This window comes from Mesorhizobium sp. M0491, assembly GCF_040321265.1.
GTDB lineage: Bacteria > Pseudomonadota > Alphaproteobacteria > Rhizobiales > Rhizobiaceae > Mesorhizobium.
This window is the reverse complement of sequence record NZ_JAMYRE010000037.1, coordinates 30,288-42,674: the sequence shown is the minus strand read 5'-3', so window position 1 is coordinate 42,674 and position 12,387 is coordinate 30,288. Positions and strand designations below refer to the sequence as shown.

Genomic DNA, 12,387 nt, shown 5'->3' with positions numbered 1-12,387 from the left:
GTCGCCAGCGGCGAGCCGCCCTCGTTCGTGAGGCGTATATAGTCGCCACACTCGACAACTGTCAACACACATCGACAATGTTTTTGAAGTTTTTGCGACAGAAATTTCGGACCTGATCTGTCGATAGCCGACTGCCCCAGGGGAACGCTGGCAATACCGATTGAACGGCCAGGAAGGAGCCCTATTGCCGCCGCATTGCCGTTCGACACCAAAGCCAACGAAAGTGGGCGCCGCCGACGGAGCAGCGGCTCTCTTATGAGCCCTCCTATATAGGAGTGTGCGATGGGCCTTGCAGAGAAGGTACACCGCCCCGCCTGGTAGAGCGCTCTATAAGAGAAGTGCTTGGGGGCAATTCGTTCGGAGCCTGGCGCTTCGTTGACTTCACCTGCCATGACAGGCAAATGTCACGGCCACAACAAAAGCGACAAGCCGTTCCGCCCGGGGAAGAAGCAGCCTTTCTGGATGCCAGACACGGAAGATGTCATAGCCGAACTCGGCAACGAGCCGCCGCTTATCGCGGATGGCCGCAGCGGCCCGCCCGACCGGCGCGAGGTTTCTGCACGCTGGCTGTCGGGAACATTTCTCACTGGCGTGACCTCGAGCGTGCTGATGGGCGTGGCGCTGTTCGCCGCCCTTGACGGCCGCCAGCAGCTGGCCACCCCACCCGAGATCGCCGAGTTGATCAGCCTTGCCGGCAACGGGGATTCCGGTGAAGTCGCCAAGACCACCAGGCTGGTGGCGCCGCGTCAGATCGCAAAGGCCAAGGACCGCCGCCGCATGGAAGTGTCGATGGTCACCAAGGTCGGCGACCGCGATGTCATCCACACCATGCCTTTCGTGCAGATCAAGATGGCCCTTGCCGCCGGCCACACCACCAGCCGCGCCTACCCACCCTTCGACCCGATGCAGGTGTTCGGCGACGACAGCGACGACAATGCCCAGCCGGCGACGGCCTCCGCCGCTTCCGGCCAGATCTACGGCGCCAAGGTCGAAAGCGAGATGAGCCTGAAGACCGTCGATTTTCCGATCGACACGGCTTCCTTCGACGAAAAGAGCGACCTCTCCGCCGACGAGGTGGAAAAGGTGGTGCGCGAAGCCGGCACCGACCTCAGCGACGGCGCGGTGCAGGTCGCTTCGCTCCACTATGTCGACCCGCAGCGATTCGGCGAAGCTTTTGCCGAGAGCATGGCCGGCTCCTACGACGTCAAGATCGTGCCGGAAAATGTCTCGGTGGCGCCCCGAGCCACCGTTGACGACCAGGCGCCGGCTTTTGCCGAGGAAATCATCCCCTTCACCAAGGATCTCGACGTCACCGAGGCTTTTGCCGATTCGGGCTACACAGGTGAAGATGCCACCGGAATGGCCGAAGCCATCGCCAAGTTGCTCAATGCGACGGCGCTCAAGGCTGGAACCGTACTGCGTGTCGGCCTCGAGGTTCACGGCGATGCCGCCAAGGTCGTGCGCACCAGCGTCTATGACCGGACCCAGCACATCGTCACCATCGCGCTCAACGATCGCGGCCAGTATGTGCCGGCGCAGGAACCGGATCCGAACCCCGAATTGCTGACAGCCTTCGATGATTCGTCGGCGCCGGTCGTGGTGCGCGGCAACCTGCCCAACGTCTATGACGGCATCTACCGCGCTGCCTATTCCTACGGCATGTCCAAGGCGATGACGCAGCGGTTGATCAAGCTGCTGGCGTCCGACGTCGACTTCCAGTCCCGCCTCAGCCCCGCCGACCGCATCGAAGTCCTGTTCTCGCAGCCCGACGGCGACGACCAGACCTCGGACAACTCCGAGCTTCTTTACGTCTCGGCGACGTTCGGCGGCCAGACCCGCAACTTCTACCGGTTCCAGATGCAGGACGGCGGCACCGACTATTTCGATGAGGACGGTTCGAGCGCCGAGCAGTTCCTGTTGCGCAATCCCCTGCCCGCCGGGAAATTCCGCTCCGGTTTCGGCGCCCGCAGGCATCCCATCCTCGGCTATGTCCGCATGCACACCGGCGTCGACTGGGCAGCCCCCATCGGCACGCCGATCATCGCCGCCGGCAACGGCACGGTCGAGAAGGTCGGCTGGGCGGGCGGTTACGGCAAGCAGATCATCATCCGCCACGCCAATGGCTACGAAACGTCCTACAATCACCAGAGCGCCTTTGCCAAAGGCATCGAACCGGGCGTGCACGTCCGCCAGGGCCAGACCATCGGCTTTCTCGGCCAGACCGGCCTCGCCACCGGCCCGCATCTTCACTACGAGCTGATCGTCAACGGCACCAAGGTTGATCCGATGCGTGTCCGCCTGCCGGTCGGCAAGGTGCTGAAGGGCGATGACCTCGTTGCCTTCAAGCGCGAGCGCGAGCGCATCGACGAACTGCTGAAGCAGGAAGACAGCGATTCGCTGAAGGTTGCGAGCGCCAAGATCGACGGTTGACCCGCTTCAGCCTGGCGTATCTTCGGCCTGTCGCGGCCATGGCAATCGCTCACCGGGAATGGTCGTCCAGGCGATGACAGCCGCAAGCAGGCAAAGCAGCGCGGTCACCGAAGAGACCGCGGCAAAAGCGGCGTCGCTGGCGGCGAGCCTCGCCGCATCGATGGCCGGCGCAAGCCCGGCTGGCGCCGGTTCACCAAATCCTGGGATGCCCGGCGTTGCGCTCGCGTCCAGTGCATTCGCGTAAACCCATGCGGCAAGCGAGCCCATCGCCGCCACCGCGATCAAACCGCCGATGCGTGAGACGGCATTGTTGATGCCGGAGGCCGCCCCCGTGTCCTTGTCTTCCACCGCCGTCATGATCGCGGTCGACAAAGGCGATACGACCAGAGCCATGCCGAGCCCCATCAGCCCCATCAGCGGGAATGTTCCGGTCCAGAAATTATGGATACCGGCGTAGGTGAGCAAGGCCAGCCCGGCAAACGCGAAAGCCACTACCAGGCTGCCGCAGGCGATCGGAAAACGCGGTCCGATCCGGTCCGACAGCTTGCCGACAGGTCCCGACAAAAGCGCGATCGCTGCCGACAAAGGCAGGAAGATGAAGCCGACCTCGGCCGTGCTCAGCCCCCAGCCGGCGATCAGCAGCATCGGCAGATAGAAAAGGTTGGCCGATAGCGCGAAATAGAGGAAGAACGTCGCCACATTGGCACCGGCGAAAGCACCGACACGAAACAGGCTGAGGTCGATCATCGGCTCACGCTGCCGAAGCTCGAAGAAGATGAAGACAGCCAGCAATACGACGCCTGCGGCAATGCTCGGCCCTGCCATGAGGCCCTCGCCGCTGGCGCTCATCGAGGTCAGCCCATAGGCAAGCGCGCCGAAGGCCAATGTCGCGAGCGCTGCACCGCCGAGATCCAGGCTGCGTTTCTCCGTCGGCGTATCGGCTGGAACCTTGGCCAGCAGAAGCCAGATCGAAATAAGCCCGAGCGGCAGGTTGATGGCGAAGATCGCCCGCCAGATGCCGTCGCCGAAGGCCGACAGCACGAAACCGCCGAACACCGGGCCAAGTGCCGTGGTCAGCGCTGAAGCCGCCGCCCAGATGCCGATAGCGCGGCCGCGTTCTTTCTTCGGGTAGGCCTTGGCGATGATGGCGAGGCTGCCGGGCACCATGATCGCTGCGCCAATGCCCTGGACGGCACGAAATGCGATCAGCACAATGGCATTCGGCGCCAGCGCACAGGCAAGCGAAGCGACGATGAACAGCGCAATGCCGGCCACGAAGGCGCGGCGTAGGCCGAATCGGTCGCCGGCGGCACCCCCGGCCAGGATCAGCGCCGACAGCGTCAACGCATAGGCATTGGAAATCCACTGCGCCTCGGCAAGGCTGGCGCCGAGGTTGACGCGGATCGCCGGTGTGGCGATGGCCAGGATCGAGCCGTCTATGAAGCCAAGCGCCGAGGCCAGAATTGCCGCGATCAGCACAAATCGCCGCTGCGACTGCGGACAGAACGTCCCATTCCTGACCGGGCTGGTCAGCGGGACGGCGGCAGCTTTACTCGGTGAATGCATGAAATCTTGCTTAAACCCCTAGCGCACCGGCAACAACCAGCCAGTGGCTTGCTGTCGCTGAAACCAGCCGTTTGGCCAGGTCGCACTCTGTCAGGGCGCAAATGGCACAGTCATGCTGGCGCCGTTACACGCAGCCGGCGGGGATTTCGGTGAGGCGACCACTTGAAAGCTCGGTTTCATTCTGATCGTGCATCTGGTCTATGCCGCCGCACTTCACAGTTCACTGCTGCGCAAAATCATCGGCTGAAGGTCCGCCGACAAACTCCACCGTCACACCCGGCGACACCAGCTTGGCCAGTTCACGCGCATCCCAGTTGGTCAGGCGCACGCAGCCATGGCTTTCGGTCTTGCCGATCTTCGACGGATCCGGCGTGCCATGGATGCCGTAGGTCGGCTTGTCCAGGGCGATCCAGACCGAGCCGACGGGACCGTTCGGGCCCGGCGGAATGGTCAGGACCTTGTCGTTCTGGCCCTGCTTGAAATTGATGCTGGGATTGTAGGTGTAGTTCGGATCGAGCGCGACGCGCGACACCGTGTGAATGCCGGACGGTGACGGCGTGTCCGATGAGCCGATGGTTGCGGGATAGGCCGCGACCAGTCTGCCGCCGGCATCATAGGCGAAAACCTCTTTCTTGTCCTTGTCCGCGACGATGCGGGCCACCGGCGTCGAAACCAGTTTTCCAAAATTGGCGACCTTGATGGTCGCGCCGGGACGATTGAAATCGACGTCCGGGTTGAGCGCTTTGAGATAATTCTCGTCCATGTGGAAGCGCTCCGCGAGCGCCTCGGTCACCGACGTGTAACCCATGCGGTCGAGTTGCGCCTTCTGGCTGTAGTCTTCCGGGATCGACGCGACATAGGGACCGGCCGCATCCTCCGCTGTGATCGTGTAGTTGGCGAAGGCATCGCCGCCGGATTGCGCAAGTGCCGCCTGGATGGCGACCGCGTCGGTCGATCGCAGATTGGCGCCGGTGATCTGGTTGTAGGCAGCGAGCGCCTTGTCGACATTCGAACCGAAACGCCCGTCGATGACGCCAGGCGAAGCGCCACCCCGGTCGAGCAGCACCTGAAGGGCGGCGACATCCTGGCGCGCTCCCAGCGAAAGTGCCGGGGCAACAGTGGTTTTGTCGCCAGCCTTTGGTGGCAGAGCCGCCTGATCGGCGGGTATCGCCGGCTGGGCAGGGTCTATCGAGGCCTCGTTCAGCGGCTGGCGCTTGATGGTGCCCGGCTTCGCCGGCTGCGGCGCGTCGGGATAATTGTCGTCGTAGCTGCCATCGTCCTGCGGTGGGGGAGGATAGGCTTCGACGGAATTGTCCCCATAGGGATCGTACTCGTCCGCCGGCGGCGGGATAACGCGGCCTTCCTCTTCCAACTGCTGGCGGCGGAACCGCGCCATGTCTTCCGGATCGTCGAGATAGTAGCGGTCGTCGCCGTCGGGGGCGCGGCCCAATTCGCGCAGTCGTGTCTCACGGCGCAGGGCACGACGGTCGAGCCGGGTCTGCGGCGGCTGGATGGCGATGACCTTGCCGGTATCGGCATCGACGATGACGCGGTTGCCTCTAGCGTCGTAGTAGATGTCGAGATTGCCGTCCTGGGCGATAAGGATGCCCCCGGTATCGGCGGCACGGACAATCGGTGGTGCGCTGTCCTGCGTTGGGGCAGCGATTGCATTGGCAGACAAAAGCCCGCCGGCAAGTACCGAAAGGGTGAAGATCGTACGCAGCATAGTGGCGAAACTCTCCGGTCCGTAATTGCCGCCGCCCGGCATTGTTCTCTGGCGAAGCCCCTCGCCAGCAAACCAGTTACCCACCATATGGTTCCAACATGAACCGGGCATGAAGATGGCGGTTTTCCGGCGCCTCGAGGAATATAGACTAGCTTGCGGCAAGTCCTAATTCCTTGCGCGCCTGCTTGGTCAGTTTCAGGGCTACAAGGCGATGGCTCTCGCGCAAATAGTCCTTCAGCGCGGCATCATCCATGCTCTGGCTTGTCCGACGCTGGATCCATGTCATGCCGCGCGAGGCAAGATAGGGCGCGGGCCGCAGGCCCGGCTGCTCCTTGAGCACGTCATAGGCGATATCGGAGCATTTGAAGGTGACGAAGAGCTGCTGGCCCTGGTCCCAGCCGCCGATCGCGAAGACCTTGGCCCCGATTTTCCAGACATGGGCGCCGCCCCACTGGACGACATGGCTCGTCGCGGGCAGCGAGGCGCAGAAGCTGTTGTAATCGTCCAGTGTCATCCGCGCCCGCTTTTTTGCGCATGTCGCCCAAAAGTGGCCCCGATTTTGGGAGAACGACATGCATATGACAAAGACCTAAAAAGCCGCGCGTCCGGGATGGACGCGCGGCTTTGGATCAGGCTGCCACTTCCGCCGCCACAATCGTCGGTTTCGAGCGGAAGTTCAGCCGGTCGGAACCGGCTGTCACCTTGACGGTCGAGCCGTCGAGGATGTCGCCGAGCAGGATCTTCTCCGCCAGCGGGTCCTGCAATTCCTTCTGCATCACCCGCTTCAGCGGTCGCGCGCCATAGGCAGGGTCGTAGCCCTTGGCCGCCAGCCAATCGATCGCCTCCTGGTCCAGCGAAAGTGTGATCTTGCGATCGACAAGCAGGCTCTCCAGCCGCTTGAGCTGGATCTCGACGATGCGGCCCATATCCTGCCGGCGCAGCCGGTGGAACAGGATCACCTCGTCGACGCGGTTGAGGAACTCCGGCCGGAACGACGCCCTGACGACACCCATCACCTCGTCGCGAACCAGATCGACGTCCTGATCCTCGCCGAGATTGACGAGAGATTCGGCGCCGAGGTTCGACGTTATGATGATCAGCGTGTTGCGGAAGTCGACCGTGCGGCCCTGGCCATCGGTCAGGCGGCCATCGTCGAGCACCTGCAACAGCACGTTGAACACATCGGGATGCGCCTTCTCGATCTCGTCGAACAGCACGACCTGATAAGGCCGGCGCCGCACCGCTTCGGTCAGCGCGCCGCCTTCCTCATAGCCGACATAGCCGGGAGGTGCGCCGATCAGCCGGGCGACCGAGTGCTTTTCCATGAACTCCGACATGTCGATGCGCACCATCGCGCTGTCGTCGTCGAACAGGAAGCTCGCCAGCGCCTTGGTCAACTCGGTCTTGCCGACACCCGTCGGCCCGAGGAACATGAACGAGCCGATCGGCCGGTTCGGATCCTGCAAGCCCGCGCGGGCGCGCCGCACAGCCTTCGAGACAGCTTGCACCGCCTCGCCCTGGCCGACGACGCGCTTGCCGATCTCGTCCTCCATGCGCAGCAGCTTGTCGCGCTCGCCCTGCAGCATCTTGTCGACCGGAATGCCGGTCCAGCGCGAGACGATATGGGCGACGTGGTCGGGGGTGACCACCTCTTCGACCATGCCGACCTTGCCGTCCTGGGCCTCGGCCTCCTTCAGCTTCTTTTCCAGCTCCGGGATCTTGCCATAGGCAAGCTCGCCGGCGCGCTGGAATTCACCCTTGCGCTGGGCAATGGCAAGGTCGTTGCGCGCCTCGTCGAGCTGCTTCTTCAGATCGGCGGCAAGCCCGAGCTTCTGCTTCTCGGCCTGCCATTTGGCGGTGATCTCGGTCGATTCCTCCTCAAGGCCGACGAGTTCCTTTTCCAGGCGGGCGAGCCTGTCCTTCGAAGCATCGTCCGTCTCGACTTTCAGCGCCTCGCGCTCGATCTTGAGCTGCATGATGCGGCGATCGATCTCGTCCAGCGCCTCGGGCTTGGAATCGACCTGCATGCGCAGCCGCGATGCGGCTTCGTCGACCAGGTCGATCGCCTTGTCCGGCAGGAAGCGATCGGCGATGTAGCGGTTGGACAGCGTCGCCGCCGCCACCAGCGCCGAATCCGAAATGCGCACCTTGTGGTGCTGCTCGTATTTTTCCTTCAGGCCGCGCAGGATCGAAACGGTGTCCTCCACCGTCGGCTCGTCGACGAACACCGGCTGGAAGCGGCGGGCAAGCGCTGCATCCTTCTCGACATGCTTGCGATACTCATCGAGCGTGGTGGCGCCGACGCAGTGCAGCTCGCCGCGCGCCAAAGCCGGCTTCAACAGGTTCGACGCATCCATGGCGCCATCCGCCTTGCCGGCGCCGACCAGCGTGTGCATCTCGTCGATGAACAGGATGATGTTGCCGTTGGCCGAGGTGACTTCGGAGAGCACGGCCTTCAGCCGCTCCTCAAACTCGCCGCGATATTTGGCGCCGGCAATCAGCGCGCCCATGTCGAGCGCCATCAGTTGCTTGTCCTTCAGCGATTCCGGTACGTCGCCATTGACGATGCGCAGCGCCAGGCCCTCGGCGATCGCCGTCTTGCCGACGCCCGGTTCGCCGATCAGCACCGGATTGTTCTTGGTGCGGCGCGACAGCACCTGGATGGTGCGGCGGATCTCGTCGTCACGGCCGATCACGGGGTCCAGCTTGCCGGCACGGGCATCCGCGGTCAGGTCGCGCGCGTATTTCTTCAGCGCGTCGTAGCCCTGTTCGGCACTCGCCGAATCGGCGGTGCGGCCCTTGCGGACATCGTTGATGACCTGGTTGAGCGCCTGCGCGGTGACGCCGGCCTTGGCCAGTATGTCGGCGGTCTTGGCCGATTTCTCCATGGCGAGCGCCTGCAAGAGCCGCTCCACCGTGACAAAGCTGTCGCCGGCTTTCTTGGCCAGTTCCTCGGCGGTCGAAAACACTTTTGCCAGCGGCTGCGCCAGATAGAGCTGGCCATTGCCGCCCTCGACCTTGGGCATCGCTTCGAGCGCCGTCTCGACGCCAAGCTTGACGTCGCGGACGTTGCCGCCGGCGCGTTCGATCAGCGACGCCGCCAGGCCCTCATCGTCGTCGACGAGCACTTTCAGGATATGTTCAGGGGTGAATTGCTGGTGGTTGCGGGAAAGTGCCATAGTCTGCGCGGACTGGATAAAGCCGCGCACACGCTCTGAGTATTTCTCGAGGTTCATATCTGTCTCCTTCCATCACCGGCCCGCTTTGCGGCACCGGATCCGATTGCGGTGACGGACCCGCCCATTCGAGCCGGGTCCAGTTGAGGCTGATATGGTGCACAGGTCCCGAACCCTCAAGACGTCTCGATATCGGCAACTTCATAATATTGCACCGCCGCCCAAACGAAAACGGCGGAGATTTCTCTCCGCCGTTCAATGCCTTGAAATGCCGTTCGATCAGCTGTCGGTATCGACGTTGACCGGTTGGGCGTTGCCGCTGTCGACCGGGGCCGCAGCCGCCTCGCCGGCATCGGCCACGGAATTGGCATTGTCACTACCGCCATCAACCTGATCGGCGTTGACGCGCGGGCGGCGCGGACGACGCGGACGACGGGCAGCCCCGCTTTCGGCGGCCGCCTCGTTGAGTTCGGCCTGGGCGGCAAGACCTGCTGGGGAAAGATTCTCGAACGACGGAGCCGGTTCGGCCGGCGCTACAGATTCGGTCGGCGAAACGGCTTCGCCCTGAACCGGGGTCTCGTTGCCCTGAGGCTGACCACCTTGTTCCACGGGTGAACCAAAGTCGCGCTGGCCGTTCTGGCCATAACCGCCATTGGGGCGACGATCGCGATGGCGCCCGCCATTGTTGTCGCGGCCACCATTGTTGCGCCCGCCATTGTTATCACGGGCCTCGCGGCCACCTTCCCGGTTGAGCGCAACCTCGGCAGGCGTCCCTTCGATGACCGGCTGCGGGCCGGCGCCATGGTTGATCACCGGGATCTGGACGTCGGAAACAGTGTTGCTGTTGTTGTTGCCGCCATTGTCGAAATCGTCGCGATCCTCGTCGCCGTCATCGTCGAAATCGTCGCGATTCTGCTGCGCGTTCTGGATCGGCATCTGCGCCTGTGCGGCCGCGATGATGCGATTGTAGTGCTCGGCGTGCTGGAGATAGTTCTCCGCCATGACCCGGTCGCCGGAGCTGTGAGAATCGCGGGCAAGGGTGGCGTATTTTTCGGCGATCTGCTGAGCCGAACCGCGGATCTTCACATCCGGGCCATTGCTCTCGTAGTTGCGCGTCAGGGGATTAGGCCCCTTGCGGTTGTTGTTGTTATTGTTGTTGTTGTTGTTACCACCGCCGCCGCCACTATTGTTGCGACCGCGCATGCGCCTGTTCTGCTGTTGTGGCCTCATCAAACTCTCTTCATTTTGAAATTTTCGAAAAACTCTTCACGAACGGAGGCGCTCATGCAGCCAGCCGTTTCGTCTCTTCACCGGCGTTCGCCCGCATCGATTGCGTTGGCGCCACGTGCCATCCTGTTCCGGTTACATCACTTGCCGGACGATTCCCGCACGAAGCTTGGGCATCGTTTGCGCAAGAAGGCAGCTATTTCCAAGGAAAACCGAATCGCTAAGAGCACTGCCTGCTTCGTCTCATCCGGTTAAGGCGACCCTAGCCGCATTCCCCGGCATTGCCAAGCGCTTTTTTGCACTGCGTCAAGGCTTTATCCTTTCAAAGACAACAACCCTGTCGTTTCCACCGAGGTCACGAAAAGCACCGCCCGACACGTAGCCGGCTGCAGCGAATATCTCGCAGACCTCGTTGCGTTGCGTATGGCCGATCTCGACCGCAATCCTGCCTTCAGTTTCCAAAAACCTTGCCGCTTCCGCTGCGATGGTTCTGTAGGGGTTCAGACCGTCCGCACCGCCATCCAGGGCCAGGCGCGGGTCGAAATTGCGGACTTCGTCCTGCAGATTTCCAATGTCTTCCGTGGTTATATAGGGAGGGTTTGCGACAATTACATGGTACCGGCCGGAAACTTTTTCGAACCAGTCCGACTGCAGCGCCGTGAACCGGCCTGCAAGACCCAGTTGCCCGGCATTGCGCGCCGCCGTCGCCAGCGCACCCGCGGACAGATCGACGCCCGTGGCGTTAGCCGTCGGCACGACACTGAGCAGCGCCAGCGCAATGGCGCCGGTGCCGGTGCCAAGATCGAGGATGCGGCACTCGCCTTCCCGCGCCGCAACTGCCTTGACGAAGGGCAATATTGCCTCGACCAGCGTTTCGGTATCCGGCCGCGGCTCCAGCGTTTCCGGCGACAGCGACAGGCGCAAACCGTAGAATTCACGATAGCCGAGGATGCGATGCACCGGTTCGCTGCTAGCGCGGCGTCTCAAGGCGGCATCGATTTCGGCAACAACGCCGGCGCCGAGCCTGCGTTCGGGGTCCGCAATGGCTTGCGTGCGCGTCGTGCCCGAAAAATGCTCGACGATCAGCCGCGCATCGAGCGCCGGATCATCGATAGCGGCAGCGGCAAGCCGAGCCTGCGCTTCCCGCAGCAGCGGCCCGAGTGCATCGGGCAGGTCAGTCATCGATGCCGATGTCGGCGAGCAATTTCGACTGGTGATCGGCGATCAGCGCGTTGATGATCTCGTCGAGTTCGCCCATCATTACCCGGTCGAGCTTGTAGAGCGTCAAATTGATGCGGTGGTCGGTGACGCGGCCTTGCGGGAAATTATAGGTGCGGATGCGTTCCGAGCGGTCACCGGAACCGACCTGTGACTTGCGCGATTCGGAACGCTCCTCGTCGGCCTTTCCGCGCTCCAGATCATAGAGCCGGGCCCGCAGGATCTGCATGGCCTTGGCGCGGTTCTGATGCTGCGATTTCTCCGCCTGCACGACCATGATGCCGGTCGGCAGATGGGTGATGCGGACGGCCGAATCGGTGGTGTTGACGTGCTGGCCGCCCGAACCCGATGCACGCATCGTGTCGATGCGGATGTCTTCGGCCCTGATGTCGATGTCGACCTCTTCGGCTTCGGGCAGCACCGCGACGGTTGCCGCCGAGGTGTGGATGCGCCCGCTCGCCTCGGTCGCCGGCACGCGCTGCACCCGGTGCACGCCGGATTCGAACTTCAGATGCGCAAAGACGCCCTTGCCGGACACGGTGGCGATGATTTCCTTGTAGCCGCCGGCATCGCCATCGCTGGCCGAGGCGGTCTCGAAACGCCAGCCGCGTTCGGCGGCGTAGCGCTCATACATGCGAAACAGGTCACCGGCGAACAGCGCGGCCTCGTCACCGCCGGTGCCGGCGCGGATTTCGAGAATGGCGTTCTTGTCGTCGGCGGCATCCCTGGGCAACAGCAGGATCTGGATGTCCTTCTGCAGCGCCTCGATACGGTCCTCGACTTCCGGCAGCTCGGCCTCGGCGAGCGCCCGCATCTCGGCATCGGTGCCCTTGTCGGCAAGCATGGCTTCGAGGTCGGCCTGCTCATGCTCGGCCAGGCGCAGCGCCCTGACCTTGGCCACCATGTCCTGGATTTCGGCATATTCGGACGCCATCCGCACATAGGCTTCCGGCGCCGGGCCGGCCGACATCTGCGCTTCGAGCATCTCGAAACGCTTGACGACTTGATCCATACGATCGCGGGGCAAATTGACCATGATGAGGC

General features: G+C 63.2%; 9 protein-coding genes. 1 reads left to right on the top strand and 8 read right to left on the bottom strand.

Annotated features, from left to right (window positions below; translation table 11 throughout):
* Positions 1-209 (bottom strand): hypothetical protein (locus NKI69_RS31680; RefSeq protein WP_352723284.1); only part of this gene is annotated, 209 nt, incomplete at its 3' end.
* Positions 210-462: 253 nt separating this feature from the next.
* Between NKI69_RS31680 and NKI69_RS31675 the strand changes: the two genes are divergently transcribed.
* On the top strand, positions 463-2,430 hold the full coding sequence (locus NKI69_RS31675; RefSeq protein WP_023811173.1) for a M23 family metallopeptidase: 1,968 nt from the start codon (positions 463-465) through the stop codon (positions 2,428-2,430).
* Between the two features lie 6 nt (positions 2,431-2,436).
* Here the strand turns inward: NKI69_RS31675 and NKI69_RS31670 are convergent, their stop codons facing one another.
* From NKI69_RS31670 to prfA, 7 genes are all read right to left on the bottom strand, one after another.
* Positions 2,437-3,996: an MFS transporter gene (locus NKI69_RS31670; RefSeq protein WP_352723282.1), complete on the bottom strand. Its 1,560-nt coding sequence runs from the start codon at positions 3,994-3,996 to the stop codon at positions 2,437-2,439.
* A 220-nt stretch (positions 3,997-4,216) separates the two neighbouring features.
* Positions 4,217-5,722, bottom strand: a complete 1,506-nt coding sequence (locus NKI69_RS31665) for a L,D-transpeptidase family protein (RefSeq protein ID WP_352613283.1) — start codon at positions 5,720-5,722, stop codon at positions 4,217-4,219.
* A gap of 148 nt (positions 5,723-5,870) precedes the next feature.
* Positions 5,871-6,236 carry an MmcQ/YjbR family DNA-binding protein gene (locus NKI69_RS31660; protein WP_352613281.1) on the bottom strand — a complete coding sequence of 122 codons (366 nt, stop codon included), beginning with the start codon at positions 6,234-6,236 and terminating at the stop codon, positions 5,871-5,873.
* Between the two features lie 115 nt (positions 6,237-6,351).
* Complete coding sequence (clpB, locus tag NKI69_RS31655; protein WP_352723281.1) at positions 6,352-8,958, bottom strand: ATP-dependent chaperone ClpB; 2,607 nt, start codon at positions 8,956-8,958, stop codon at positions 6,352-6,354.
* 219 nt (positions 8,959-9,177) lie between these two features.
* Positions 9,178-10,128, bottom strand: coding sequence for a DUF4167 domain-containing protein (locus NKI69_RS31650; protein WP_352723280.1), 951 nt, complete (start codon positions 10,126-10,128; stop codon positions 9,178-9,180).
* Between the two features lie 303 nt (positions 10,129-10,431).
* On the bottom strand, positions 10,432-11,307 hold the full coding sequence (gene prmC, locus NKI69_RS31645) for a peptide chain release factor N(5)-glutamine methyltransferase (RefSeq protein ID WP_352723279.1): 876 nt from the start codon (positions 11,305-11,307) through the stop codon (positions 10,432-10,434).
* Positions 11,300-12,379 carry a peptide chain release factor 1 gene (gene prfA, locus NKI69_RS31640; RefSeq protein WP_352723278.1) on the bottom strand — a complete coding sequence of 360 codons (1,080 nt, stop codon included), beginning with the start codon at positions 12,377-12,379 and terminating at the stop codon, positions 11,300-11,302. The genes prmC and prfA overlap by 8 nt, the downstream gene beginning before the upstream one ends.
* Positions 12,380-12,387: the final 8 nt, after the last annotated feature.

Coding starts and splice junctions, on each gene's coding strand:
- prfA (WP_352723278.1), bottom strand. CDS start 12,379: ATGGTCAATTTGCCCCGCGATCGTATGGATCAAGTCGTCAAGCGTTTC.
- NKI69_RS31675 (WP_023811173.1), top strand. CDS start 463: ATGCCAGACACGGAAGATGTCATAGCCGAACTCGGCAACGAGCCGCCG.
- prmC (WP_352723279.1), bottom strand. CDS start 11,307: ATGACTGACCTGCCCGATGCACTCGGGCCGCTGCTGCGGGAAGCGCAG.
- clpB (WP_352723281.1), bottom strand. CDS start 8,958: ATGAACCTCGAGAAATACTCAGAGCGTGTGCGCGGCTTTATCCAGTCC.
- NKI69_RS31650 (WP_352723280.1), bottom strand. CDS start 10,128: ATGAGGCCACAACAGCAGAACAGGCGCATGCGCGGTCGCAACAATAGT.
- NKI69_RS31665 (WP_352613283.1), bottom strand. CDS start 5,722: ATGCTGCGTACGATCTTCACCCTTTCGGTACTTGCCGGCGGGCTTTTG.
- NKI69_RS31660 (WP_352613281.1), bottom strand. CDS start 6,236: ATGACACTGGACGATTACAACAGCTTCTGCGCCTCGCTGCCCGCGACG.
- NKI69_RS31670 (WP_352723282.1), bottom strand. CDS start 3,996: ATGCATTCACCGAGTAAAGCTGCCGCCGTCCCGCTGACCAGCCCGGTC.